The following is a 26,659-nucleotide window of genomic DNA, read 5'->3' on the forward strand; positions in this document are numbered from 1 at the left end:
TGGCGGGCTTTTCAGCTTGCCAGCCATCCGCATCCGGGCGGAAAATGCCGGGCATGAGCAAGGACAAGACCCCCACCCCCGCACCCACCGCTGAATCCGATGAGGCCGCAAAGGAAGCCGCCCTGCTGAAACAGCCGGCGGAACCTGATGAAATCGGCGGCCCCAAGGGACCGGAGCCAACCCGCTACGGCGACTGGACGGTCAAGGGAAGATGCGTGGACTTCTGATCCACGGCTGCTGCCTGTCAGCCGATTTCGTTCGGTAGCGGTCCGCGCCCGAAGGTCTGGCGCGCCCGGTGTCCCGGCGGCGGCATGTTGCAAGAAATCAGATAGATTCCCGCCACGAATACAAGCTGGGACAGGGAATTGAACCACAGGGCGAGTTCGTAAACCCGTTCCGCCGTCAGGGCCTGATAGAAGGCATAGACCGCAAAGGGAATGGAAATGGGCCGCATCCCCGCCAGCATGACCCGCAACGGGTTCTGGTAACCGGGGCGGACCATGCCGCGCAGGCGGTGAATGCCGATATAGAATATGACCTCGAAAAACCAGCCGAGCAGGTTGGTTATCACGTTATCCAGCGTCATGCCTTCCAGTACCAGCAGGGCGGATATGGACGCGGCCGACAGCACGATGGACCCCACCTGAAAGCTCATGCCCACTTCCATCGCAGGCAGACGTTCAGGCAGCGCATCGGCAAAAGGCTGAAAAATCCGGTCCAGAAGCCAGGCATCGAACTGGTTGACGCGTTCACCAAATGACATGACAGTTCCCAGTATCTTCGTATCCGTGCCGCATGGGGCCATGCCTTACCCGGCACAGACGGCGGCGACAACCGCATCGGGATAAGTTCCGGCCATGCCGGCCAGCGCCGTATTGCTCAGCATCACAATACTCAGGCCACGCGAACGGTCCACCACCCATTGATGGCCGTATACGCCGCCCCATGTGAAGCTGCCCGCGCCTAGCGGCGTACGCGCGGCATCAGGGTCGGTTATGACTGCGCCGCCATAGCCAAAACGACGCCCCCGTGTCTGCGGTCCCATATCCAGATCGCCTATGGCGTTGTGCCCGAACAGCATGGCGGAGGCAGGTGAAAGGATACCATCCCCGCCGCTGCGCACGGTATCGATGAAGGCAAGGAATTCGTGGGCCGTACCCACCATGCCCGCGCCACCGGACGGGTAGGAGTGCGGGTTGAGGATACGGTCGGGCGCGAAACGGATTTCGCCCACCCCGCCATCGGGCAGTATGCGGGACAGGACATATTCAGCCCCCATGCGGATGGGAACAGGTCGCGCATCAGCATAGCATGCGGCAAGGGTTTCAGGTGTCCGGACCGTAAAGCCACTCTCCCGCCATGACAGCACGCGCCCCACATGATCCTGGACCGCAGCAGGCAGGGACTGCTCGGATACCTGTTCAATCACCGCGCCAATGACATCCAGCCCCAGCGAATAGCACCAGCCCTGACCGGGCGGAAACAGAAGCGGGACCGAGGCCAGACGGGCCATATTATCCGCCAGCGACAGCCCCGGTTCCGCGATTCCATCCGATACCCCCGCACGGGTATAGGGATTGTCGTCGCGCGGCAGGGAAAACCCGTAGCCCAGTCCACTGGTATGGGTCAGTAACTGATGCAGCGTAATATCGCAGGGGCCACCATCGGGCAGGCAGGGCCGGAATTGTGGCAGGTAACGGCTGACCGGGGCGTGCAGGTCCACCAGCCCTTCTTCCGCCAGCGCAAGGCAGACAGCCGTAACAACCGGCTTGGTCAGGGACGCAAGGCGGAACAGCGTATCCACCTGCATCGGGCGGCCTGCTTCACGGTCCGCAAGACCCGCGGCTTCCGCCACCACAACCTCGCCCTCTACCGCAACCAGCACCACTGCGCCGACCAGTCGGGCCTTATCAATTGCCGTATCCATGACATGGCGGACACGGGCACGCATGCCACTGGTTTCGAGGGGGCCAGATGTCATGTTTCCATCCTTTGCGACACAGGGGGCGAGCGCGTGAACTGGTCGGCACGCTCAAAGCAGCGTAATCTTGTGATATGATAGCACGTCAGTTTTTCAAGGTCGTAAGCCTCTCCCTTCTGTTATGTGGCACAGGTCTGGGAGGCGCCATGGCCCCCATGGCACATGCAACCCGGCCCGCCCCCGTTCCCGCCCTGATCCAGCCGGAAATGCCATTACAGGCCACGCTGCCCAACGGACTACGCGTGGTGATCGTGCCGGACCGGCTAGCCCCGGTGGTCAGCACCCAGATCAATTACCTTGCCGGTTCCGCAGCCGCCCCGGCGGGCTTTCCCGGCACGGCGCATGCGCTGGAACATATGATGTTCCGTGGCAGCCACGGGCTGGACCGTGACCAGCTTGCCGCCATCGGCGCGCGGCTTGGCGGCAGCTATAATGCCGATACCACGGAAAATGTGACGCAGTTTTTCTATACCGCCCCGGCGGAAAACCTTGACGTGCTGCTGCATATCGAAGCCCTGCGCATGAATGGCCTGACACTGGCCGCAGAGGACTGGACACATGAACGCGGCGCGATCGAGCAGGAAGTCTCGCGCGATATGTCCAGCCCCGGTTATGTCTATCTGGCCCGGTTGCAGTCCATCCTGTTCGCAGGCACCCCATATGAACATGATGCGCTGGGCAGCCGTGCATCCTTCGACAGGACCGATACCGCCATGCTGCGCCGGTTCTACCGGAACTGGTACGCGCCCAATAATGCGATTCTGGTCATAACCGGCGCGGTAGACCCCACATCCACGCTGGAACTGGTCCGCACGACATTCGCGGGGATTCCGGCACGCAGGCTGCCGCCCCGCCCCGAAATCCATCCCGGCCCCGTCCATGCGCAGACGCTGCATTTCCCCACCGATTACCCCATCGGGCTGGTCGCCATCGCCAGCCGCATGCCGGGACAGAACAGCCATGATTACGCAGCCGCCCGGATTCTGTCCGATGTGCTGTCCAGCCAGCGCGGCGCGCTGTACGACCTTGTGCCCCAGGGCCATGCGTTGCTGGCCAGCTTCGATTTCATAACCAAGGCGGATGCGGGAATCGGTATCGCCATCGCGGCCTTCCCAAAGGATGGCACGCCTGCCCCGCTACAGGCCCGCATGCAGAATATCCTGCATACGCTGCGTGAAAATGGCGTGCCAGCCGATCTGGTGGACGCAGCCAAACGCAAGGAACTGGCGCAGTTGGGTTTCGCCGCCAACAGCATTTCCGGTCTGGCTGAAAGCTGGTCGGAAGCGCAGGCGGTCATGGGATTACAGTCCCCCGATGATGAAGCCAGCGCCTTCGCCACCGTAACACCGGAAGATGTAAACCGACTGGCCCGTCAGGTACTTGACCCGCAGCAATCCATTACCGCCATCCTGACCCCACGCGACGCGGGCCATCCGACCACTGACAAGGGGTTTGGTGGATCGGAATCCTTCGCCAGCACGCCGGATCATGCCGTTTCCCTGCCGCAATGGGCCAGTGACAGCCTGCTTGCGCTACGCCCGCCCGAACCATCGCCGCAGCCAGCTTCCTTCACCCTGCCGAACGGATTGCGGCTGATCGTGCGTCCGGCATCCGTCAGCCATACCATCAGCCTGTATGGCACCATTCGCCAGAATGAGGACATGCAGGAACCGCCCGGCAAGGAAGGCATCGCCGATATTACCGATGAACTGTTCCATTATGGCAGCACAAGCCATGACCGGATCGGACTGCAGAAGGCGTTTGATGATATTGCCGCAACCGAAAGTGCCGGAGCGGATTTCAGCCTGAGCGTCCTGACACCCGATTTCGCGCGGGGTCTGGACCTGCTGGCTGAAAACGAACTGCATCCGGCCCTGCCCGAACCGGCATTCAAGGTCGTGCGGGCCAACACGGCGGCCTCCCTGTCCGGCCTGCTGCATTCACCGGGCTACCTGTTCAGCCATGCGATGCAGGCCGCCATCTCCCCATCGGGGGACCCGTCGCTGCGCCAGCCCGACCCGAAACGGGTCATGAAGCTGACACTGGCGGACTGCCGCGCCTTCTGGGCGTCCGCCTATCGCCCTGACCTGACAACAATCGTCATTACCGGCGACATCACACCCGATGCCGCATACAGGGCGATCAGCCGCACCTTTGGCGCGTGGCACGCGACGGGACCGACCCCGGTTGTCGATCTGCCATCCCGTCCCGACAGCCATATGAGCGAGACACACGTCCCCGACCCGTCCAGCACGCAGGCTTCCGTTTCCCTGCCGGAAAGCCTTGGGCTGACGGTCGCCAATCCGGAGCATTTCGCGCTCAGCCTGGGCAACGAGATTCTGGGTTCCGGCTTCTCATCCCGCCTGTACCGCGACCTGCGGGTCCGCACGGGTTATGTTTATACCGTGCGTAGCAATCTGACATGGCGGCGCAACCGCAGCGCCTACAGCATTTCCTTCGGGGCCGACCCGGACAGGATTGCCGCAGCCCGTGAAGCCGCCCTGCGCGATATCAGGGCAATGCAGACCCAGCCTGTAAACGAGGACGAACTGACCATGGCCCGTGCGGGCATGTTGCGTGGACTGGCCCTGCAATCGGCCAGCCTTGACACCATTGCCGCATCTTACCTGCATTTCAGCGATCTGGGCCTGCCCCTGAACCAGAATGATATTGCAGCGCAGGCGTATTACACGCTGGATGCCAATGCGATACGCGATGCCTTCCGTAAATGGATACGGCCCGCCGATCTGGCGGAAATCGTGAAGGGGCCGGAAACCACACCGTAACGCGCCGGAAAAAGATCCCTGTCCCGGCTTTCCGGAGCGAGGCCACTTTTTTCCGCGCGACGACAGGTTCGCAAGACCCCGCAGCAGACGCTGCCAGCAGGACGCCTGCACACGGTATGGCTGCCTGCTGCGCGGCGTTATGCGACGGCATGAATTTGGGATGTCGCCTTTAAAAAAGGCAACGTCTTCCAAAGCTTTCTGAAAAAAGCTTTACCAAAAACTTCCTTATGATTTCTGGATGTTTCAGGACAGATGCCCGACTGTACGGTCAGCAATATCGCATGGATGAGCGCAGGCTGTCGTGCCATGGGTCTGTTACCCATAAGGTGGCAGGGGCAACAGACTGGAAAATATACGTATAAAAAAAGGGGCAATGCATTTCTGCATTGCCCCCTTTCCGTGCGCATACCCCAACCCGCGCAGGCGGGCCGGAGCGTGCGGCAGGATCAGCCCTCGGCGTTACGGCGACGGATCGCGGCACCCAGGATGTCACCCAGCGATGCACCGCTATCGGACGAACCGTAGTCAGAGATTGCCTGCTTGTCTTCCTCGACCTCACGGCCGCGGATGGTCAGGGCCAGCTTGCGCGCGGCGCGGTCAACCGAGACGATCTTCGCATCGACGCGCTCACCAACGGCGAAACGCTCCGGACGCTGGTCAGCCTTGTCACGGGCCAGTTCCGCACGGCGGATGAAGCCGGTCAGAACGTCGTCAACCTTCACCTCGATGCCGTTCGCCTGAACAGCAGTCACGATGCAGGTCACGATCGCGCCCTTCTGCACCTTGCTCAGGGTGTCAGCAGCGGGGTCTTCCTGAAGCTGCTTGATACCGAGCGAGATACGCTCCTTCTCCACGTCCACATCCAGAACCTTGGCCTTTACGACCTGGCCCTTCTCGTAGTGGCTCATGGCGACTTCGCCCGCCTCGTCCCAGGACAGGTCGGACATGTGAACCATGCCGTCGATGTCCGCGGACAGGCCGATGAACAGGCCGAATTCGGTGATGTTGCGGATCTCGCCTTCCACCACGGAACCAACCTTGTGCTCCTCGGCGAACTGCTCCCACGGGTTGCGCTGCACCTGCTTCAGGCCCAGCGAGATGCGGCGCTTCGCGCTGTCCACATCCAGAACCATCACATCGACTTCCTGCGAAGTGGCGACGATCTTGCCCGGATGGACGTTCTTCTTCGTCCAGGACATTTCGGAAACGTGCACCAGACCTTCGACGCCCGGCTCCAGCTCCACGAATGCACCGTAATCGGTGATGTTCGTGACGCGACCGGAGTAGCGCGCACCCGGCGGGTACTTGATCGCCACGTTTTCCCACGGGTCAGCTTCAAGCTGCTTCATGCCCAGCGAGATACGCTGCGTGTCGGGGTTGAAGCGGATGACCTGCACGCGGACGGGCTGGCCAATCTGCAGCGCTTCGGACGGGTGGTTGATGCGCTTCCATGCGATGTCGGTCACATGCAGCAGGCCATCGACGCCGCCGAGGTCCACGAACGCACCGTAATCGGTGATGTTCTTGACCACGCCGTCGAGGATCATGCCTTCCTTCAGGCCCTGGATCAGCTCGCTGCGCTGTTCCGCACGGGTCTCTTCCAGAACCGCACGACGCGAGACGACGATGTTGCCACGCGCACGATCCATCTTCAGGATCTGGAACGGCTGCGGCACGCCCATCAGCGGGGTCACATCGCGCACGGGGCGGATATCGACCTGGCTGCCGGGCAGGAACGCCATCGCACCGCCCAGATCGACGGTGAAGCCACCCTTGACGCGGCCATAGATGGTGCCGTTGACGCGCTGGTTGCCTTCGAACGCCTTTTCAAGGTTCGACCAGGCTTCCTCGCGGCGGGCCTTTTCACGCGACAGGACGATGGACCCGTCACGATCTTCGTACCGCTCGACGAACAGTTCGATAACGTCACCCGGCTTGACGTCGGGGGATACGCCCGGCGGACCGAATTCCTTCAGGGCGACGCGCCCTTCGCTTTTCAGGCCGACATCGACGATCGCGTATTCATCCGTCAGGCGGACGACGCGACCCGTGACAACGGAACCGTCAAATGCGGAATCCCGACCGAGAGTTTCCTCAAGAAGGGAGGCAAAGTCCTCGCCACCCTTATAATCGGCGACGGGCTGTGTTGTGGCTGAAGCCATGGGCTACTCGTAAATCCTGTAACCACATTCACCCCGATGGGGCATGTGGACAATCCTGCGCCCCCGACCGCCCCGCATGCGCGGGATATATTGGGAACGGCTTGCCCGGCGCATGTGCCGCGACACGGTCGCGGCCCGCCTGATGGCCAGTGAATGAACGTCATGCCCCGGCACGCGTACGCGCGGGGCATATACCGGTGTGCACAGACACCCTATGGATGGCGCATGTCAATAAAAACCATGAGCAGGACAGATAGTTCCCGCACAAAAGCGCCCTAGCGCGTCATGCGCGCCACGATCCGCAGGGCCTCGGCCAGTACTTCATCGGCGTCAAGCGTGTCGGTTTCGATACGCACCGCATCATCGGCCATGCACAGGGGGGCGGTGCTACGGCTGGAGTCCGCCGCGTCGCGTGCCACGATTTCCTGTTCCACGCGGGCGATCTGCTCCGCCCGGTCCGGCGCATGGGGATCGCTGGCAAGCTGTTCCCACCGCCGTTCGGCGCGCGTGCGGGCCGAAGCGGTAATGAACAGCTTCACCGTGGCATCGGGGAAAATGACGGTGCCGATGTCACGCCCGTCCAGCACGGCCCCATGTTCACCGGCAAAGCGGCGCTGCACGTCAACCAGCACACGGCGCACGGCAGGCTGGGCGGCGACAAGGCTGGCTGCACGGTCCACTTCCGGCACGCGCAGGTCGGTGCGGCTGAGGTCCTCCAGACCGACGCTGGCGGCAAATGTCTCCGCCGGGGCGTGCTGCGGGTCGAGACCGGCGTCGATCATCCGCCGTCCGGTCGCGCGGTAAAGCAGCCCGGTATCAAGGTAAGGCAGGTCCAGCGCCTGCGCCAGCCGCCGCGCAAGGGTGCCCTTTCCTGCCGCGGCAGGACCGTCAACCGCTATGACAAGGCGGCGCGTCATGCCGCAAGCCCGGCGCCGATGCTGTTCATCAGGGCCACGAAACCGGGGAAGCTGGTGTCAATAAACGCCGTATCATCCACGCTTACCGGGCTGCTGGCGGCAAGCCCCATGACAATCGCGCTCATGGCAAGGCGATGGTCCATGCGGGTCCGTACCAGACCGCCACCGGGGATGGCCCCGCCCGTGCCATGCACGATCATGTCATCACCCACCACGTCCACCTTCACGCCGTTGGCTTCCAGCAGGGCGACGGTCGCGGCAAGACGGTCGCTTTCCTTCACGCGCAGTTCCTCCAGCCCGCGAAAGCGCGACTGCCCCGTTGCATGGGCCGCCGCAACCGCCAGAACCGGATATTCGTCAATCATGGACGGCGCGCGCGTGGCAGGCACGTCCACGCCATGAAGCGTGCCCGCCGTGACGGTGATGTCGCCCACCGGCTCGCCACCTTCCACGCGTTCGTTGCTGATCGCCAGATCGGCACCCATTTCCCGCAGCGACGTGAACAGGCCCGTGCGCAGCGGGTTGAGGCCGACGCCCTGCACGACCACCTTCGATCCCGGTACCAGCAGGCCCGCGACCAGCACGAACGCCGCCGAGGACGGATCGCCCGGCACCACGATATCCTGCGCCACCAGTTCCGGCCGCCCCTGAAGGGTGATGACCCGACCGCCCGCGCCCATTGGCTCCACCCGCACGGTGGCCCCGAAATGACGCAGCATGTTTTCGGTATGGTCACGAGTCGCGACGGGTTCTTCCACCCGCGTCTCACCCACAGCGTTCAGTCCGGCCAGCAGCACGGCGGATTTCACCTGAGCGGACGCCACCGGCAGACGGTAGGACAGCGGGGCGGGATCGCCATTGCCCTGAATGGCCAGCGGCAGGCGACCGCCCTGACGTGACAGGAAAACGGCGCCCGTTGCGGCCAGCGGGTCCATGACCCGCTTCATGGGGCGGCCACGCAGGCTGGCGTCCCCCGTCATGACGGATGTGAAGCCATGGCTGGCCAGAATACCTGACAGCAGGCGCGCGGCAGTGCCGGAATTGCCCATGTCCAGCACATCATCGGGTTCGCGCAGACCATCCAGCCCGCAGCCCTTTACCGTCCACTCGCCCACGCCGTCGCGGATGATGTCGGCGCCAAGCGCGCGCATGGCGTCGGCGGTGCGCAGCACGTCCTCGCCTTCCAGAAGGCCGGTGATATGGGTCGTACCACGTGCGAGGGCCGCAAACATCAGGGCGCGGTGGCTGATCGATTTGTCACCGGGCACATGGATCGAACCGGACAGGGGCGCGCGCGGGGCATGAACCGTCAGCGCGCGGACGGAAGATGGGGCATGATCGGTTTTCATAACGCATCCCATTCCGTATTCCGGGTGGCAAAGTCAATCGCAGATCGGCATGATTGTGGGGTGGCGTCCGCCCGGCGTTTGACATTATACGCACAAACTGGCATGGGGCTGCGCCTTTCGCCACGTCCCGCTATTGTGGCTTCCTTCATCATTACAACAGGATCGACAGGTTCAAGATGGCCCAGCCCAACCTCGGCACCAAACGTGTCTGTGTCTCCTGCAGCGCCCGTTTCTACGATCTGAACAAGAATCCGGCCGTCTGCCCGAAATGTGGTGCGGAACAGCCCGTGGAAGCGCCCCGCGTGCGCCGCCCGGCTGAAATCATTCCCGAATCCAAGGCCAAGGCCGGGGATGACGCCCTCGACAACGACGTGGACGTCGATCTGGACACCGACGCGGATGAAGACGCGGATGCGGTCCTGCCCGACGATGCGGGGCTTGATGATGACGACGATGACGACATCAGCAGCGCCGATATCGACGTGAAGACCGACAAGGAAGACCACGACAACTGACCGATCCGGCCCGGGCATGTCCCGGGCCGTTTTGCATCAGGCGGCGGGGTTACGGCGCTCGATCTCGACGCCGACCGATTCGGCATCGTCAAAAATATCCAGTTTCTCGACCCGCACGCGGGTTATGCGCACGCGCCTGTCCGCCAGCACGCCCTGCGCGATTCGCTCGGCCAGTGTTTCCACCAGCGCGACATGGCCCTGCGCCACCAGTTCACGAATCAGCAGCACCACACGTTCATATGATACGGTGCGCTCCAGATCGTCCGCGCCCACCGCCTGCGTCACATCATCGGCAACACCGAAAGCCACGTTGACGCGGATGCGCTGGGTCACGCCCTGTTCATGCTCGAACACGCCGATATGGGCATCCAGCACCATGTTGCGCACGAACAGGCAGCGCAGCGGTTCGGGTTCATTCCATGGGGGCAGCACGAACATGGCGGTTTCCGTTGGTTTGGGTGGTCAGGTCCGGGGTGGCGCCGGCGACCATTGCATGTGCTGGCCGCCATCAAGGGCGAGCATCTGCCCCGTGACGGAAGGCAGGCAGAGCAGCGACAGCGCCGCGCGTGCGACCTCGTCCGGGGTGGCGACATACCCTAGCGGTACGGAAGCACACTGGCGGGCGAACTGGTCCGCACTCTGCCGCGGCGTGGGCAGGACGGGACCGGGACCAATGGCGTTCACGCGAATATGATGGGGCGCCAGCGCCAGCGCCATGGTCTGCGTCAGCGTCCATAACGCGGCTTTCGAGACCGTATAGCTGACAAAATGCGGGGTCAGTGACCAGACCCGCTCATCCAGCATGTTCAGCACCATTCCCGCCGCCAGTGGGGCAGGCTGGCGGGCAAAAGCCTGCATCAGCACGAAGGGCGCACGGGTATTGGGTTCGATATGGGCATCCCACCCTTCACGGGTGGCGCTGTCCCATTCATCGCGCTGGAACAGGCTGGCATTGTTCACCAGCACGCCCACGGTGCCCATACTGCGTGTCACTTCGGGCATGAGCGCGCATACCGACGGTTCGGACGCCAGATCGGCCTGAAACAGGCCTGCATTCTGCCCCAGGGCACGAATTTCGGCCGCGGTTTCAACAGCAGCCTGCGCCGATTCGTTGTAATGGAGGGCGATGTCAAAGCCCGCGCGGGCCAGTTCCAGCGCGATGGCGCGACCCAGGCGCGCTGCGCCGCCCGTAACCAGCGCCACGCGGGGAATGTCAGCCGGAACGGGCCAGACCATGCGATCGGTCATGCTGGCCTGCGCGCCATGATCGCGGCGGCAAGGGTGCCGTCATCCAGCACATCCAGCGCGCCCCCGACCGGTACGCCCTGCCCCACCCGGCTGATCCTTACGTCAAAACGGGCCAGCCGTTCATGCAGCCAGTGCATGGTCGTCGCCCCTTCCACCGTCGCACCCAACGCCAGAATGACCTCACGCACGCCACCTGCGGCAATACGGTCAAGCAGGGGCTGAACATTCAGGTCATCCGGCCCGGTGCCGGACAGCGCCGACAGCGTGCCCCCCAGAACCTGATAGACGCCGCGATGCACCCCGGCGCGTTCCAGCGCCCACAGGTCGCCCACATTTTCCACCACGCAGACCAGTCCCTCGTCACGTGACGGATCGACGCAGATGGCGCAGGGGTCGGACGTATCCAGATTACCGCACTGTGAGCAGGTGCGTACCGCATGCGCGGCCTGCGCCAGCGCATCGGCCAGTGGCAGCATGCGCGCCTGTGGCTGGCGCAGGAGCGCCAGCGCCGCACGGCGGGCCGAACGTGGCCCCAGCCCCGGCAGGCGACCGAGCAGGGTCACAAGCCGGTCGATTTCGCCCCTGCCGCTCATGCCCTACCGTCCATTCCTGTGCTGCATGCAAAAGATCAGAACGGGAATTTCATCCCGCCGGGCAGGTTCAGACCGCCGGTGACCTTCTTCATTTCCTCACTGGCGGTGGTATCGAGCTTCTTGCGGGCGTCGGCGCTGGCGGCAAGGATCAGGTCCTGCAGCATTTCCATTTCCGTCGGGTCAGCCAGCTTGGGGTCGATATGAATGGACTTCATGTCGCCCTTGCCGTTCATGGTGATGGTGACCATGCCCGCGCCCGCACTGCCTTCGATCGTCATGCCTTCAAGCTTGGCCTGCATTTCTTCCATGCGGGCCTGCATCTGGGAGGCCTGCTTCATCAGACCGGCAAGATTTTTCATGTTCTGTTTCTCTCCTCAGGCAAAATCATCTGTGTCCAGATCGTCCTCTTCTACCAGATCGGCATCGAGAGGGGCGAATTCGAGATCGGGCGCCAGTGTCTGGGACACCATTTCTTCGGGTGGCAGACCGTAATCATCAAGGGCATGGTCCGTGACCTCCCCCAGTCGCGCAGTGGGGAAGACCTGCATCGCGGCCTGCACCAGCGGATGGGCCTGCGCCGCCGCACGGTGAAGCTGGATGATCTCCGCCCCCTGTTCGGCCAGTGTGGCCTCGCCCTCCTCCTCGGACTGGCGGACCTGCCATGCCGGATCGCCGGTTCCTTCGCGCAGCACGGTTTCCAGACGCCGGGCAAGGCCGGGCAGGCTGTTGCGTTCGACCCGGATCGTAACCAGCGGTGGCGCGAAGGAGACCAGATGCGTGGCGTGACGCAGATGCCCATGCAGCATGGCGTCACGACCGGACACAAAGGCCACGGCCTCGCGCCATGTACGCGGCGCGGTTACCTGTTCGGGTTCGGGCTGCACGATTTCCGCACGTCCCACTTCCGGTACCGGATGCGGCGTGCCTTCAACGCGCATGCCACCATTGGCGACCATGCGGATTTCGCGGTCCCCATCACGGCCACCCGATATGGCCGCGCTACCCTGCGCGCCCTGTCCGTTCACGGAAGCATTCGGGGGGGCAGCGGAAACCTGCACGGGGGCCGCTGCCGCGTCCTGCCCCATGATCCGGCGCACCAGATCGCCCGGTGGCGGCAGGTCGGCCACGTAACACAGCCGGATCAGGATCATTTCAGCCGCCTGCCTGCGGTCGGGCGCCTGTTCGACTTCCGCAAGGCCCTTCAGCAGCATCTGCCATGTCCGGCCCAGAACCGGAACAGGCACACGTTCGGCCAGTGCGGCGCCGCGCTGACGTTCTGCTTCCGGCAGGTCGGGATTATCCCGCAGGGCCGGAATCGCCTTGATGCGCGAAATCGTATGCACCAGTTCCAGTACATCACCCAGCATTACGCCCAGATCGCCGCCGCGTTCATATACATCGGTGGTGATTTCCAGCGCGCGCTCGGGCTTTCCTTCCAGCACTGCATCAAGCAGGTCGAATATCAGCCCGCGATCAGCCAGTCCGAGCATGTCGGCCACAAGATCCATGCCGATGGGGGCTGCATCCGTGCCGCCTTCCCCATCCAGCGTGCCCTGGGCTATGGCCTGATCCAGCAGCGACAGGCCATCACGCACCGATCCGTCCGCCGCGCGCGCGATCAGCGACAGGGCATCGGGCGTGAAACGGACGTTCTCGGCCTGCGCTATGCGGTCGAAATGTGCGGCAAGCGCCACCTGCGGCACGCGGCGCAGGGCAAAGGTCTGGCAACGCGACAGGACCGTGACCGGCACCTTGCGCAGTTCGGTGGTCGCAAAAATGAAAGTGACCTGCGCGGGCGGTTCTTCCAGCGTCTTGAGCAGCGCGTTGAACGCGTTGCGCGAGAGCATGTGGACCTCATCGATGATGAAGACCTTCATCCGCCCCTGCATGGGACGGAATCGGGTTGCCTCGATGATTTCACGCACATCGTCCACGCCCGTACGCGATGCGGCGTCCATTTCCAGCACATCGGGGTGACGGTCCGCCAGAATGGCCACGCAGTTGGGGCAGACGCCACATGGGTCGGCCGTCGGGCCACCCTGCCCGTCCGGCCCGGTGCAGTTGAGCGCACGCGCGATGATCCGGGCCGTTGTGGTCTTGCCCACGCCGCGCACGCCCGTCAGCATGAAGGCATGCGCCACACGGCCCAGCGCAAAGGCGTTGCGCAGGATGCGGATGGTGGTTTCCTGTCCGATCAGGTCATCAAATGTCGTGGGGCGATATTTGCGGGCCAGCACACGGTAGGGCGTGGCGGCAGCGGCTGCCGGTGGCGGCGATGGTGCGTCGCCAAACAGGCCGGGGCCATCTGCGGGCGGCGCAGGCAACCCGGCCTCCTCGGAACGATCCTGATCCGACGGGACGGTCATTGATGCATCCGGACTGGAGAAGGGACAGTCACGCGGGGCGCGCGACGGCGACACGAAAACTGTCGGGTGGAAGACCGGCCATAACCCGGACGAAACTCACTATGGCTGCTTCCTTCCGGACCTGACCAGGTTAGCAAGGTATCCGTCTACAACCGATCTCCCGAGCGGGTTCTAACACATACACCCGCCCCATGCACAAGGGGGTGATGAAAAAATACCCCCGCCCCTTATTCCCCCACGGCCGCGCCGGACTGATGGCGCATGTCCGCGCCGCCATAATAGCGCATGCCGCCCGCCTTACCGATGCGCGGCCCACCGGCGAGGATGGTTTCAGCCAGTCCCCACGGGGCATGCTCCTCGATCGTGTAGCCTTCATGCGTCAACTGGCGCGTAACGGCGGGCGACAGCGCCCCATGTTCCACCTGCACCACATCTGGCTGCCATTGTTCATGGATGCGCGGCAGGTCAACGGCCTGCTGCACGTCCAGCCCGTAATCGACCACGCCCAGCAGGACGGACAGGACGATGGTGGGAATACGCGACCCACCGGGGCTGCCCATGACCAGAACCGGCTTGCCATCACGCGACACAATGGTTGGCGCCATGGATGAAAGCGGTGTCTTGCCCGGTGCGATGGCGTTGGCGGCACTGCCGACAATGCCGAACATGTTCGGCTGGCCCGGACGGCTGGAAAAATCGTCCATTTCATCATTCATGATGATACCGGTCCGTCCCGCCACGACGCCGGAACCAAACCAGCCATTGAGGGTATAGGTCACGGCGACAGCCATGCCATCCCTGTCAGCGATGGAATAATGGGTCGTTTCTTCCTTCTCGCCTTGCGCACTACCGGGATGCAGGCTGGCGGAAGGAACCGCGCGGTTGAGCGGAATATATTTGCGGACTTCCCCGGCATAGGCCGGGTCGGTCAGGTGCTGGATCGGATTGTTGACAAAGGCGGGATCGCCCAGTTCCTGCCGGTCGGCATAGGTGTGGCGCATGGCCTCCACCTCACGCTGCACGCTGGCTGCGGTATGCAGGCCGAGCGCATGCATGTCATAGCCGGACAGGATGTTCAGCATCTCGCACAGCGCCACACCACCGCCGCTGGGCGGGGGAGCCGTATCGATATGATAGCCCCGGTATTCGCAGGTCAGCGGCGCCATGAAGCGCGTATGGTAACTGGCGAAATCCTTTCGTGCCAGAATGCCGCCGCCCTTCTTGCTGCTGTTGACGATTTCACGGGCGATGGGTCCATTATAGAACGCCCGCGCGCCATCCCGCGCAATCCGTTCCAGCGTATGGGCCAGATCGGCCTGCACCAGCCGCTCCCCCGCCACGAGGGGCGTGCCATCGGCATGCAGGAAAATCCTGCGCGCATAGGGATCGCGGGCAAAGGATGCAGTCGCGAGGTTCAGCAGATCGACGTCGCTCTGTTTGAGGATGAAGCCGTCACGCGCCAGCGCAATGGCGGGGGCCATGACATCCGCACGCGAAAGCCTGCCCCAGCGGTCATGCGCCTGTTCGATTCCCGCCACGGTGCCGGGAATCGCCACGGCCCGCCATCCGGCGGTGGATGCGCCGGGCATGACCTGCCCCGATGCATCCTGATACATCGTGGGCGTGGCACGCCCCGGTGCGTGCTCACGAAAATCAATGAAAGTGACATGCCCGTCGGGCGTGCGCAGCGTCATGAAGCCGCCGCCGCCGATATTACCGGCAGCGGGATAGACCACCGCCAGCGCATAGGCGACGGCCGCAGCCGAATCCACCGCGTTGCCGCCGCGCGCCAGAATGTCCGCCCCCACCCGGGATGCGATATCCTGCGCACTGACCACCATGCCATTCTTGCCCGGCGTCGGCGCAAGTCCGACAGCCTGCCCCGTGCGCGTGGTTTCAAATGCCAGCGGGTCCGTCGCCGCCTGCCCCACGGCAGGCAACATCAGGGCTAGGCACGAGAAAAGGACTGCACGGTACCGCAGGCCACGGGAAAAAGGCATGGAAGCTCCCTTCGTGTTTTTACGCTCCTGCAGACAGGGGAAGACCCTTACGCCGCTGCGGGATAGGGCGGGCAGGTAAACCCGGCAGGAGAAAGGGTAAAGACCTCGCACCCGTCTTCCGTCACGCCCAGCATGTGTTCGAACTGGGCTGACAGGGAGCGGTCGCGGGTGACGGCTGTCCACCCATCGTCAAGGATCTTTACATCCGGACGCCCGATATTGAGCATCGGTTCAATGGTGAAGAACATGCCCGGACGCAGCACCAGCCCTTCGCCGGGGCGGCCATAATGCAGCACGTTCGGGGCGGCGTGGAAGGTCCGCCCGATTCCATGACCGCAGAAATCCCGCACCACGGAAAAACGCCGCGCCTGCGCATAGGTCTGGATGACATGACCGATATCACCCAGCGTCGCGCCGGGCCGGACCGCATCGATGGACAGCATCAGTGACTGATATGTCGCCTCGATCAGTTTCTGGGCTTTCAGGGAGACATTGCCAACCGTGTACATCCGGCTGGTATCGCCGTACCAGCCATCAAGGATGACGGTCACGTCGATGTTCAGGATGTCGCCGTCCTTCAGCGCCCGGTCGCCGGGAATGCCATGGCACACCACATGATTGATCGAGATGCAGCTTGACGCCGGATAGCCGCGATAGCCCAGCGTTGCCGGAACCGAGCCATTGGCGATCATGAAATCATGGATCAGCCGGTCCAGTTCGCCCGTGGTCACACCCTCACGCACATGCGGGGTGATCATGTCCAGCGTACGGGCCGCAAGCTGGCCCGCCGCGCGCATACCGGCAAAATCCTCCGGCGCGTGGATCTTTACCCCGCCGCCCTGCATATCGCCTTCCATGCCGTCATCCTTTCCTGTACTCGACACATGACCACCCGCCGGCGGTCATGAATGCACGACAGGAACCTGCCTGAACCGCAAACCAGCCGCGCCGGATAGATAATGGGGTTCCTATACAGCGCCCGGTAGCCGATGTCAGCTTCGCGCCTTCGCATGGACATGCGTGGTATGGGCTACATGCCCCATCCCCACCAGATGCACGCGCGCATGCGCCGTCGCCGTGGTGGTCGCATGCCCGCGCCGGAAGCGCGTGAAGGATGCAGGAATGGCCGGCGCTTCCGCCACCTGATCCGCACCGCCGCCATGCAGGCGGGCGGACGCCAGCCTCAGGCCCTGAATACCATGGTGCGTCGCCACCGCATGGCTGCTGGCGCGCGCCAGCAGAAGCGGACGGGTGACAGGCCGGGCAACGGGGGCCACGCCTTCCGCCTGGAAGCTCTGGTCCAGCAGGTCGGCCATCATCTTGTTACGGCGGTTATTGGACGGCGCGCCCATGACCACCCCGATCAGGCGGACATTGTCCCGCACGGCGGAGGTGACAAGGTTATGCCCCGCTTCGTCCGTATAGCCCGTCTTGAGGCCGTCGGCCCCGGGATAGGCACCCAGCATGGGGTCGTGATTGGGCACGGTCCGCCCATGAAAGTAGAAGCCGGGCACCGCGAAGTAATGATAATATTCGCCGTAATCGACGATCAGGTGCCGCGCCAGAACCGCGAGATCCCGCGCCGATGTCATCTGTTCCGGATTCGGCAGGCCGGATGCATTGCGGAATACGGTGTCATACATGCCAAGCCGACCGGCTTCGCGCGTCATCATCGCGGCAAAACGGGTTTCATCCCCCCCGCCGAGGAATTCACCCAGCGCGCAGGCGGCATCATTGGCGGACTTGGTCACCAGCGCCAGCACGCCCTGTTCCACCGTCAGGTGCGAACCGGGCCGCAGCCCCAGCTTGGACGGTTCCATCGACGCCGCATGGGCCGAAACCGGCATGACCTGATCCAGCGTAACCTGCCCTGTCCGCACGGCCTTGAAAGTAAGGTAGAGCGTCATAAGCTTTGTAAGGCTGGCGGGATAACGCCGCAGGTCGGGGTCCTGCTGGGACAGCACCGCCCCGGATTTCGCATCGACCACGATGGTGCTCATCTGGCCGACATACTGGGCGTGGGCCGCGTGCATGCCCCCAAGTCCAACGGAAAGCCCGACGGTGCATGCAACCTTCAGGCGGGAAAAACGGGTCATGGAAAGGCGGCTCATGGGATGGCGAAACCTGCGCGTGCAATAATCATCATACGGTTTCCGAATGCACGGTAGTTATCCGGCATCCCTCCATCCATTCATGGGTTGCTTGGCTGCAACCATACTAAAAGAAAGGTTTTCTATTCGTCCAGAGCGTATTTATGATGTTGTGCGACAACACGGTGACGGCGTGCCCCAGGAACGGGACATAAAAATTCCTTCCGTCCGGGGCCACGCGCCCCTTTCAACCAGCGGCCAAGTTCCAATATGGTAACTGTCATGTCTGCTATCGCCCGATCCTCCCTGCCCCGCCCCGTGCCGCATGGCCGCACGGAAAGCCTCCGTCCATGCGGACACGGCGGCAACACGCCACCGCGCCGTAATGGCGGACAGGATTCCCCGCCCGGAAACGATGATGGCATGATCGATGTTGTCATCCGCACCCGACCACAGACCCGCAAGCCGGCGATGTACAAGGTGCTGATGCTGAACGATGATTATACCCCGATGGAATTCGTGGTGCATGTTCTGGAACGCTTTTTCCAGAAAAACCGCGAGGAGGCGACAGACATCATGCTGCATGTTCACAAACGCGGTGTGGGTGTGTGCGGGGTCTTTACGTATGAGGTTGCCGAAACCAAAGTAACACAGGTGATGGATCTGGCCCGCCAGAACCAGCACCCGCTGCAATGCACCATCGAGAAGGACTGACCCCCACGGACAAGCGCATCATACAGCCCCCGTCGCGATCCGGTCGCGTTCCATGGCATTTTGTGCTGGCATTTCCACCGCAACAGGGCAAGGATTGTCCTGACTTACCGGTTATGATCTCCGGGGCCCGGGTGGCCCCTCTGGAAAAAGGAGCGTCTCGGCATGTTGTCACGTAATCTTGAACAGACGCTTCACCGTGCGCTGACATTGGCTGGCGACCGCCGGCATGAATATGCAACGCTTGAGCACCTCCTCCTCGCGCTGATTGATGATCCGGATGCCGTGACGGTATTCCGCGCCTGTGGCGTGGATCTGGCCAAGCTGCGCACCGACCTGACAGACTTCCTTGACAAGGACCTTGCGGGACTCGCCGCCGACCGTACGGTCGACCCCAAGCCCACCGCCGCTTTCCAGCGCGTGATCCAGCGCGCCGCGATCCACGTCCAGTCGACCGGGCGTGATGAAGTGACGGGCGCGAACGTTCTGGTGGCCCTGTTCGCCGAACGGGAAAGCCACGCCGTCTATTTCCTGCAGTTGCAGGACATGACGCGGCTGGATGCGGTCAACTTCATTTCCCACGGCATCGCCAAGGCGCCGGACCGCTCCACGCGTCGTCCCGTCGCGGGCAGCACGCCCGAAGGCAGTGAAAACGAGGAACGCGGCAAGACCGGGCAGAAAAGCCAGGATGCGCTGTCCACCTACTGCACCAACCTTAACGAGAAGGCGCAGGACGGCAAGGTCGATCCCCTGATCGGTCGCGACTCCGAAATCGAGCGCACGATCCAGATCCTGTGCCGCCGCACCAAGAACAACCCGCTCTATGTGGGTGATCCGGGTGTGGGCAAGACCGCCATTGCCGAAGGGCTGGCCAAGCGCATTGTCGAAGGTGACGTGCCGGAAGTGCTGCTTCATTCCACGATCTACTCGCTGGACATGGGTGCATTGCTGGCGGGAACGCGCTACCGCGGTGATTTCGAGGAACGGCTGAAAGCGGTCGTGACCGAACTGGACAACAACCCCGGCAGCATCCTGTTCATCGATGAAATCCATACCGTCATCGGCGCAGGTGCGACATCGGGGGGCGCGATGGATGCGTCCAACCTGCTCAAGCCCGCCCTCGCGGCAGGCACGCTGCGCTGCATGGGTTCGACCACGTACAAGGAATACCGCCAGCATTTCGAAAAGGACCGCGCACTGGTGCGCCGGTTCCAGAAAATCGATGTGGCGGAACCCTCGGTCGATGATGCGGTCAAGATCCTGCGCGGGCTGAAGGTCAATTACGAAAAGCACCACAAGGTGCGCTACACCGATGATGCGATCCGGGGTGCGGTGGAACTGTCCGCCAAATACATCCATGACCGCAAGCTGCCCGACAAGGCCATCGACGTGATTGACGAGGTCGGCGCATCGCGCATGCTGGTGCCCGAAAACCGCCGCCGCAAGACGGTCACGCTGAAGGACGTGGAGGACATCGTAGCAAAGATTGCGCGTATTCCGCCCAAGAGCGTTTCGACGGATGACAAGGAAACGCTGCGTTCGCTCGAACGCGACCTCAAGGGCATGGTTTATGGGCAGGACAAGGCGATCGAGGCGCTTACCGCCGCGATCAAGCTGTCCCGCGCCGGACTGCGCGACCCGGAAAAGCCCATTGGCAACTACCTGTTCTCCGGCCCTACGGGTGTCGGCAAGACGGAAGTGGCCAAGCAGCTTGCCAGCACGCTGGGTATCGAACTGATCCGCTTCGACATGTCGGAATACATGGAGCGGCATTCGATTTCACGGCTGATTGGTGCACCACCGGGTTATGTCGGCTTCGATCAGGGTGGCCTGCTGACGGACGCCATCGACCAGCACCCGCATGCGGTCCTGCTGCTTGATGAAATCGAAAAGGCGCATCAGGACCTGTATAACGTGCTGCTGCAGGTGATGGATCACGGGCGGCTGACCGACCATAACGGCAAGACGGTGGACTTCCGTAACGTGGTCCTGATCATGACGACCAACGCAGGCGCTGCGGACCTGAGCAAGGAGGCCATCGGTTTTGGCCGCACCTCCCGCGAAGGGGACGACGAGGATGCGATCAAGCGCATCTTCACGCCCGAATTCCGTAACCGGCTTGATGCGATCATTCCCTTCGCCAACCTGTCGCCCGAAGTGGTGGACCGCGTGGTGGAGAAGTTCATCTTCCAGCTTGAAGCCCAACTGGCGGACCGGAACGTGATGATCGAGATTTCGTCGGCCGCGCGGGAATGGCTGGCGGAACGTGGCTACGACCGCCTGTATGGCGCACGCCCCCTGGGCCGCGTCATTCAGGAACACATCAAGAAGCCACTGGCGGAAGAACTGCTGTTCGGCAAGCTGACCAAGGGCGGGGTCGCCAAGATCACGCTCAAGGACGGGAAGCTGGATTTCGAATATATCTCCCAGGCGGAAAACGCCGCTACGGAAGGTGACGAAGGCGATAGCACCCGCGAAGAAGAAGCCGCCGACTAAGCACTTCTGCCATTATTGAACACCGAACAGGAACAGGGGCCAGAAATGGCCCCTGTTTTTGTATAATCCCCTGTTCGGGCCATAAGGGAATCCATGCTGACCGCCACTATCTACATCCCCGCCGCCTTTGCCGAAATCTGCGGCTGTTTCTGTTTCTGGGCGTGGATGCGCCTTGGCCGTTCGCCACTGGTGCTGTTGCCGGGCTGCCTGTCGCTGGTGCTGTTCGCGTGGCTGCTGACGTTCAGCCCGGCAGATAATGCCGGGCGGGCCTATGCCATTTATGGTGGTGTCTATATTGCCGCCAGCCTGATCTGGTCATGGCTGGTGGAAGGACTGCCGCCTGACCGCTGGGATATGGGCGGGGCGGCAATCTGCCTGCTGGGGGCTGCGGTCATCCTGCTGGGTCCGCGGGCCTGACTGCGCATCCCCCTGTGGGAGTGCCGGAAATAATCTGTGTTTCCTGATGATTTCCCGACCATCCCCAAGGCTGGCTTTTACTGGTAACGCGTGCCGTTGACGATCACATAGCCTTCAACGGGCCAGTTGCGCCCCGTGCCGTGGTGGGTCCAGTCGATACCCTGACTGCGTGGGCTGTCATAATAATAACGTCCCAGCACATCGGCCTGATCGCCCTTGGCGACCCATGGCCATGATGGTGCCGTCATGCGGTCCAGATCAGACACGATGCGGATGGATACACCGTGTCCCACATCGACATAGAAATATCCGTGCCAGCCGCTGCGGGTCCGTTTAGCGGTCGATACCGCGATCACGCGCCCACAGACATGCTCGACCCGGTCGGGATGACGGCCCGTCGTGCTTTCCGCGGCTTCCACATCGGACAGGAATCTGGCGTCATCGCAGGTGGATGGCACGGAACCGACATCGGGCATTTCGGTCTGCCGTGATCTTTCACGACTCCGCCCATCGGCGGATGGGGCGAATCCTGCCTGCAGCGCGAGCGCCATCGCCAGACCTATCGCCCCACCTGTTCGCCACCGTGCCACCATCACACCCGTTCTCCATCCTGTATGTCAGATGGCACCGTTTTGCGGGGCACAGCGGCGCGCGTCAATGAAGTGCGCCCTGCCTGTTGTCCGGCGCTTCGGCCAGAAGCTTCTGGCGGGCCTTTTTCATCTCCGCTTCCATGGCGGGATCGGATGCGGGCATCTTCAGATGCAGCTTTTCCAGTGCATCAATCATGACTTCGATCACGACCAGCCGTTCAAACCATTTCTGGTCGGCGGGTACGACAAACCACGGCGCGTCAGGATGGGCGGTACGCCGGATCGCGTCTTCATAGGCGCGCTGGTAGTCATCCCAGTACTGACGTTCATGGATATCGGCGGGGGAGAATTTCCAGTTGCGTGAGCGATGGTCGATCCGGCGCAGGAAACGCTGGCGCTGTTCTTCCTTGGACAGATGCAGGAAGAATTTCAGTACGATTGTGCCCTGCCGGGCCATATACTGCTCGAAATGACTGATGTCCTGGTACCGGTTTTCCCAGAAACTGTCCTGCTTGCGCAGGGTTGGCGGCAGGCATTCATGGTCCAGAAGTTCGGGATGGACGCGCGTGACCAGCACTTCCTCATAATGGCTGCGGTTGAAAATACCGATCCGGCCCGCGGACGGGGCTGCCAGATGTTCCCGCCACAGATAGCCGTGCGCCAGTTCGACCGGACCGGGCTGCTTGAACGACGTGACACTGACGCCCTGCGGGTTGACGCCGGACATGACGTGTTTAATCACGCCGTCCTTGCCGCCCGCGTCGAGTGCCTGCAGCACAACCAGCACCGACCATGTATTGTTGGCGTACAGCAGGGCCTGTAGCCGCGTAAGTTCGCGCACCCGTGCCTTCAGCAGTTGCTTGCCGGTTTTCTTGTCCAGACCGAATGCTTCCGCAGCACGCGTGGGACAGGCGGACAGGGAGAAATCATGCCCGTTATGGACCGCGAAACGACGGGCCAGCTTTTTGCCGATATCCTTGTCGCTCATGCTCATTCCTTCATACCGCGCGCCACGGAAAGGCCACCGGCGGACTGGCAGACCGGCATCAGTTCTATTTCGTTGATATTAACGTGGCGGGGCAGCGACAGCACCCATGCAACGGTTTCAGCTATGTCGGCAGGCTGAAGCGGCTTTGTATCAGCATAGACGGCGGCGGCCTTCGCATCGTCACGCAGGCGGACATTGCTGAATTCGCTGCCACCGCACATGCCCGGCTCCAGATTGGTTGCCCGCACGTTATGGCCCAGCAGGTCGCAGCGCAGGTTACGCATGAACTGGCGCACGAACGCCTTGGTCGCGCCATACACATTCCCGCCGGTATAGGGATAGATGCCCGCCGTACTGCCCAGCGAGATGACATGCCCCCTGTCACGCGCCACCATGCCGGGCAGCAGCACGCGGGTCAGTTCGACCATGCCCGTCACGTTGGTGGAAATCATGCCCTGCCAGTTGGCAATGTCGGCGTCCTGCGCCTTTTCCATGCCCAGCGCCAGACCGGCGTTGTTGACCAGAACGTCCACATCGCGCCAGCCATCGGGCAGGCTGCCCGGCAGGGCCGCGATGGCCGCCGCGTCATCCATGTCGAGACGGAAGGGAAGCAGGTCCGGGCCAAGCTGCCCTGCCAGTTCATCAAGACGTTCCTGCCTGCGGCCAGTTGCGATCACGCGGTAGCCATCGTGGATAAGGCGTTCCGCAATCGCCTTGCCCAATCCGGCGGTGGCACCGGTTACCAGTGCAATCTGCTTCATCGGGATTCTCCTGCTTGCATGGAAGGTGGAAGCCCAGCCTTGCATATCGCCAGCCTTCCGTCATGGGGCATATCATCGCCACAAGATGCCCGCGATAGTTGCAAATATAAGGCGGATCAGGTTCTATGGTGGGGTATGGCTTCCTTCACAATACCTTCAGGCTGCAGCCTGACCGGCCACCTGCTGGTGGCAACCCCGGCCCTGACCGATCCCGCCTTTGCGCGCAGTGTCGTGTATCTGTGCGCCCACACGCCTGAGGACGGGGCGATGGGCCTTGTCGTAAACCGCCGCCTGTCACAGCCTGTTCTGGACGATGTGCTTGAACAGCTTGGCATCGCCCCCGTACCGCCACGCCGCCGCATCAACCTGTGCGCGGGCGGCCCGATGGATAACGGGCGCGGATTCGTACTTCATACGTCGGACTGGAGCGGGGATGGCAGCCTGCCGGTAGACCGCACCACCACGCTGACCGCCAGCCTTGACGTGCTGCGCGACATAGCCGACGGCAACGGCCCCGCCCACGCGCTTCTGGCCATGGGGCATGCAAGCTGGGAAGCGGGCCAGCTTGAAGACGAGATGCTGCACCACAATGCGTGGATCACCGCGCCGGCGACCGAAAACATCGTGTTCGGTCCCGACCATGACGCCAAATGGCGACAGGCGCTGGCCAGCGTGCGGATTGATCCCGCATGGTTCAGCGGGGCCGCCGGTCACGCCTGAACGACGCGCGCCCTTCCCTACCAGCGTAGGGAAGGCACGCAGGCCACAGGGGCGAGCCCCGCAGACGTCGCTTCGGCCACCGCAAGGTCATAATCGGCGTTACGGCCATGTTCCCAGCTACCGCCCAGCATTTCCTGATGGATGCCGCCCAGTACCCAGCAGCCATCAATGCCCACGGTGGCCGCACCCCGCATATCAGTTGCCAGCGCATCGCCAACCGCCAGCACGCGATCGGGCGGCACATCCAGCAGTGACAGCGCCAGACCATAAACTTCCGGATAGGGTTTGCCGATCCAGCGCACCGCACAGTCCCGGCTTTCATACCAGCTTGCCATGGCCCCGGCGCAGATCAGGCGCACGTTGCCGCGAATGACCTGCTGGTCCGGATTGGCGCAGATCATGGGCAGTTTATGGGCGGCGCACTGTTCCAGAATGGGAAGGTAGGGAGCAATGTCCTCCTCCCCCAGTTCCGCATCCGGCCCGGTGTTAAGAACAAAATCAGCATGGGCGGGATCGGTCACGATATCGAGGTCCAGCCCCGCATAGACATCCACATCCTTATCGGGGCCAAGATGCAGCATGCGCCGCCCAAGCCCCGCGAACCACGCATCCTTGCGGGCCGCCAGCATCCGGTGCGTACACTCGCCACTGGTCATGATCGCATCATACAGATCGGCCGTAACACCCATGCGGCGCAGCCCCGGCTCCACCGTGGCCGTGCGGCGCGGGGCGTTCGACAGCAGCACCACGCGGCGACCCGCCGCACGCAGCCGACCAAGACAGTCCAGCACGCCGGGATAGGGCGCGACACCGTTATGCACCACGCCCCACAGGTCCAGGATGAAGCCGTCATGCCTGTCCGCCAGACCGGCCATCCCGTCATGCCACTTCATGTCAGGGCGGTTCCCTTCGCATCGGCCAGGGTCTCGAACCCTTCAGCACGCAGCGCACGCAGGGTTTCCGCTTTCAGGCGGCGAAGGATACCCGGCCCCTCATAGATATAGGACGTATAGATCTGCACCAGATCCGCCCCGGCCCGCACGCGATCAAGAATATCGGCGCCGGTTTCGATACCGCCGGAGGCGACCAGCGCCACGCGCCCGTTGGCGACCTTTGCCACCCGGGTCAGCATGTCCTGCGCCAGTGCGCGCAGCGGGCGACCGGACAGGCCACCGCTTTCACCCGCATGGGGGCTGAGCAGCCCTGCGGGACGCGAAATGGTGGTATTGGACACGATCAGACCCTGCGCGCCACCTTCAATGGCGGCTTCGACCACGCCCGGCACATCGTCATGCGCGATATCAGGCGAAATCTTGACCAGCAGTGGCGGACGTTCGGGATGGGCGGTGTTGATCGCATCCAGAATGCCCTTCAGCCGCGATGCTTCAAGCAGGTCGCGCAGGCCCGGCGTGTTGGGGGAAGACAGGTTGATTACGATATAATCGGCATAATGCTTAACGCGCCCGACCAGCATGGGGTAATCGCGCTCGGGGTCCGCCCCGGTTTTATTGATGCCCAGATTCGCGCCCACCGGCACCTGCGCACCCGGCACGCGACGCGGGGAGGACACACGGTGCAGGCGCGCCAGACGCACGGCAAAGCGGTCGATGCCCTGATTGTTGAAACCCATGCGATTGATGATGGCGCGGTCTTCCGTCAGGCGGAACAGACGCGGCTGCGGATTGCCCGGCTGCGGACGCGGGGTGACGGTGCCCGCTTCGACAAAGCCGAAACCGGAACGTGTCAGGGGACGGACCACAAGGGCGTTCTTGTCAAAACCGGCCGCCATGCCGATGGGATTGGGAAAACGCAGCCCCATGGCGCGGACCGACAGGGCCGGGTCATCGTTACCGGGGCAGGATACGCCGCCCAGGCCAAGTTGCAGGGCGTCAAGGGCGATACGATGGGCGTCCTCGGGGTCCAGGCGCTGCATCAGGGGCAGGATCATACGCGACATGATATTCATGGG

25 protein-coding genes and 1 other RNA gene are annotated in these 26,659 nt (G+C 63.0%); 7 read left to right on the top strand and 19 right to left on the bottom strand.

The annotated features are described in order from the left end of the window. Window positions 1-53: 53 nt before the first annotated feature. Window positions 54-227 carry a DUF1674 domain-containing protein gene (locus KSAC_RS06465; protein ID WP_102324137.1) on the top strand — a complete coding sequence of 58 codons (174 nt, stop codon included), beginning with the start codon at window positions 54-56 and terminating at the stop codon, window positions 225-227. 17 nt (window positions 228-244) lie between these two features. Here KSAC_RS06465 and KSAC_RS06470 read toward each other — a convergent pair whose 3' ends face one another. Continuing rightward, entirely contained in the window at window positions 245-763 is a 519-nt protein-coding gene (locus tag KSAC_RS06470; RefSeq protein WP_102324136.1) for a hypothetical protein, read from the bottom strand. A 45-nt stretch (window positions 764-808) separates the two neighbouring features. After that, window positions 809-1,981, bottom strand: coding sequence for a serine hydrolase domain-containing protein (locus tag KSAC_RS06475; protein WP_132304761.1), 1,173 nt, complete (start codon window positions 1,979-1,981; stop codon window positions 809-811). Window positions 1,982-2,055: 74 nt separating this feature from the next. Between KSAC_RS06475 and KSAC_RS06480 the strand changes: the two genes are divergently transcribed. Further along, window positions 2,056-4,767: a M16 family metallopeptidase gene (locus tag KSAC_RS06480; protein ID WP_132304763.1), complete on the top strand. Its 2,712-nt coding sequence runs from the start codon at window positions 2,056-2,058 to the stop codon at window positions 4,765-4,767. Between the two features lie 446 nt (window positions 4,768-5,213). Here the strand turns inward: KSAC_RS06480 and rpsA are convergent, their stop codons facing one another. The 3 genes from rpsA to aroA form a co-directional block, all read right to left on the bottom strand. Next, on the bottom strand, window positions 5,214-6,929 hold the full coding sequence (gene rpsA, locus KSAC_RS06485; protein ID WP_102323131.1) for a 30S ribosomal protein S1: 1,716 nt from the start codon (window positions 6,927-6,929) through the stop codon (window positions 5,214-5,216). A gap of 275 nt (window positions 6,930-7,204) precedes the next feature. Further along, window positions 7,205-7,846, bottom strand: coding sequence for a (d)CMP kinase (gene cmk / locus KSAC_RS06490; RefSeq protein WP_118962926.1), 642 nt, complete (start codon window positions 7,844-7,846; stop codon window positions 7,205-7,207). Further along, entirely contained in the window at window positions 7,843-9,195 is a 1,353-nt protein-coding gene (gene aroA / locus KSAC_RS06495) for a 3-phosphoshikimate 1-carboxyvinyltransferase (protein ID WP_110546608.1), read from the bottom strand. Before aroA ends, cmk begins: the two co-directional genes overlap by 4 nt. A 176-nt stretch (window positions 9,196-9,371) precedes the next feature. On the opposite strand from aroA, the gene KSAC_RS06500 reads away from it, so the two are divergent. Next, complete coding sequence (locus tag KSAC_RS06500; RefSeq protein WP_162900446.1) at window positions 9,372-9,710, top strand: TIGR02300 family protein; 339 nt, start codon at window positions 9,372-9,374, stop codon at window positions 9,708-9,710. Between the two features lie 36 nt (window positions 9,711-9,746). Here the strand turns inward: KSAC_RS06500 and folB are convergent, their stop codons facing one another. The 9 genes from folB to KSAC_RS06545 all read right to left on the bottom strand — a co-directional run bounded on the left by folB (window position 9,747) and on the right by KSAC_RS06545 (window position 18,028). Next, a complete protein-coding gene (gene folB, locus KSAC_RS06505) occupies window positions 9,747-10,148 on the bottom strand; it encodes a dihydroneopterin aldolase (protein WP_110546611.1) in 402 nt (133 codons plus the stop codon). Between the two features lie 24 nt (window positions 10,149-10,172). Further along, window positions 10,173-10,958 (bottom strand): SDR family oxidoreductase, encoded by a 786-nt coding sequence (locus KSAC_RS06510; RefSeq protein WP_132304765.1) that lies wholly within the window; start codon window positions 10,956-10,958, stop codon window positions 10,173-10,175. After that, entirely contained in the window at window positions 10,955-11,551 is a 597-nt protein-coding gene (recR, locus tag KSAC_RS06515; RefSeq protein ID WP_102323125.1) for a recombination mediator RecR, read from the bottom strand. The genes KSAC_RS06510 and recR overlap by 4 nt, the downstream gene beginning before the upstream one ends. Before the next feature lie 35 nt (window positions 11,552-11,586). Continuing rightward, window positions 11,587-11,910: a YbaB/EbfC family nucleoid-associated protein gene (locus tag KSAC_RS06520; RefSeq protein WP_102323124.1), complete on the bottom strand. Its 324-nt coding sequence runs from the start codon at window positions 11,908-11,910 to the stop codon at window positions 11,587-11,589. A gap of 15 nt (window positions 11,911-11,925) precedes the next feature. After that, the gene (locus KSAC_RS06525) at window positions 11,926-13,917 is read right to left on the bottom strand and encodes a DNA polymerase III subunit gamma/tau (RefSeq protein WP_132304767.1); all 1,992 of its coding nucleotides are present in this window, start codon (window positions 13,915-13,917) and stop codon (window positions 11,926-11,928) included. A gap of 66 nt (window positions 13,918-13,983) precedes the next feature. Further along, window positions 13,984-14,078: signal recognition particle sRNA small type (ffs, locus tag KSAC_RS06530), an RNA gene on the bottom strand. Between the two features lie 66 nt (window positions 14,079-14,144). Then, window positions 14,145-15,917, bottom strand: a complete 1,773-nt coding sequence (gene ggt, locus KSAC_RS06535; protein WP_132304769.1) for a gamma-glutamyltransferase — start codon at window positions 15,915-15,917, stop codon at window positions 14,145-14,147. Between the two features lie 47 nt (window positions 15,918-15,964). Continuing rightward, entirely contained in the window at window positions 15,965-16,774 is an 810-nt protein-coding gene (map, locus tag KSAC_RS06540) for a type I methionyl aminopeptidase (protein ID WP_110546624.1), read from the bottom strand. 135 nt (window positions 16,775-16,909) lie between these two features. After that, window positions 16,910-18,028, bottom strand: coding sequence for a D-alanyl-D-alanine carboxypeptidase family protein (locus tag KSAC_RS06545; RefSeq protein ID WP_102323120.1), 1,119 nt, complete (start codon window positions 18,026-18,028; stop codon window positions 16,910-16,912). 261 nt (window positions 18,029-18,289) lie between these two features. Here KSAC_RS06545 and clpS point away from each other — a divergent pair, with 261 nt between their 5' ends. The 3 genes from clpS (at window position 18,290) to KSAC_RS06560 (ending at window position 21,631) form a co-directional block, all read left to right on the top strand. Further along, the gene (clpS, locus tag KSAC_RS06550) at window positions 18,290-18,721 is read left to right on the top strand and encodes an ATP-dependent Clp protease adapter ClpS (RefSeq protein ID WP_243705329.1); all 432 of its coding nucleotides are present in this window, start codon (window positions 18,290-18,292) and stop codon (window positions 18,719-18,721) included. Window positions 18,722-18,883: 162 nt separating this feature from the next. Beyond that, complete coding sequence (clpA, locus tag KSAC_RS06555; RefSeq protein WP_102323119.1) at window positions 18,884-21,214, top strand: ATP-dependent Clp protease ATP-binding subunit ClpA; 2,331 nt, start codon at window positions 18,884-18,886, stop codon at window positions 21,212-21,214. A 93-nt stretch (window positions 21,215-21,307) separates the two neighbouring features. After that, window positions 21,308-21,631 carry a YnfA family protein gene (locus tag KSAC_RS06560; protein ID WP_102323118.1) on the top strand — a complete coding sequence of 108 codons (324 nt, stop codon included), beginning with the start codon at window positions 21,308-21,310 and terminating at the stop codon, window positions 21,629-21,631. A 77-nt stretch (window positions 21,632-21,708) separates the two neighbouring features. On the opposite strand, the gene KSAC_RS06565 is transcribed toward KSAC_RS06560, so the two are convergent. The 3 genes from KSAC_RS06565 to KSAC_RS06575 all read right to left on the bottom strand — a co-directional run bounded on the left by KSAC_RS06565 (window position 21,709) and on the right by KSAC_RS06575 (window position 23,970). Beyond that, window positions 21,709-22,107: a hypothetical protein gene (locus KSAC_RS06565; protein ID WP_243705357.1), complete on the bottom strand. Its 399-nt coding sequence runs from the start codon at window positions 22,105-22,107 to the stop codon at window positions 21,709-21,711. A 178-nt stretch (window positions 22,108-22,285) separates the two neighbouring features. After that, window positions 22,286-23,209 carry a polyphosphate kinase 2 family protein gene (locus tag KSAC_RS06570; RefSeq protein ID WP_371207292.1) on the bottom strand — a complete coding sequence of 308 codons (924 nt, stop codon included), beginning with the start codon at window positions 23,207-23,209 and terminating at the stop codon, window positions 22,286-22,288. Between the two features lie 2 nt (window positions 23,210-23,211). Beyond that, a complete protein-coding gene (locus tag KSAC_RS06575) occupies window positions 23,212-23,970 on the bottom strand; it encodes an SDR family NAD(P)-dependent oxidoreductase (RefSeq protein WP_110546631.1) in 759 nt (252 codons plus the stop codon). 135 nt (window positions 23,971-24,105) lie between these two features. Here KSAC_RS06575 and KSAC_RS06580 point away from each other — a divergent pair, with 135 nt between their 5' ends. Beyond that, a complete protein-coding gene (locus tag KSAC_RS06580; RefSeq protein WP_102323114.1) occupies window positions 24,106-24,690 on the top strand; it encodes a YqgE/AlgH family protein in 585 nt (194 codons plus the stop codon). A gap of 17 nt (window positions 24,691-24,707) precedes the next feature. Here KSAC_RS06580 and KSAC_RS06585 read toward each other — a convergent pair whose 3' ends face one another. Both KSAC_RS06585 and KSAC_RS06590 read right to left on the bottom strand, forming a co-directional pair. Beyond that, entirely contained in the window at window positions 24,708-25,583 is an 876-nt protein-coding gene (locus KSAC_RS06585) for a TIGR01459 family HAD-type hydrolase (protein ID WP_132304773.1), read from the bottom strand. Beyond that, the gene (locus KSAC_RS06590) at window positions 25,580-26,656 is read right to left on the bottom strand and encodes a quinone-dependent dihydroorotate dehydrogenase (protein WP_132304775.1); all 1,077 of its coding nucleotides are present in this window, start codon (window positions 26,654-26,656) and stop codon (window positions 25,580-25,582) included. Before KSAC_RS06590 ends, KSAC_RS06585 begins: the two co-directional genes overlap by 4 nt. Window positions 26,657-26,659 lie beyond the last annotated feature (3 nt).

It is taken from the genome of Komagataeibacter saccharivorans, from assembly GCF_004348195.1.
Taxonomy (GTDB): Bacteria; Pseudomonadota; Alphaproteobacteria; order Acetobacterales; family Acetobacteraceae; genus Komagataeibacter; species Komagataeibacter saccharivorans.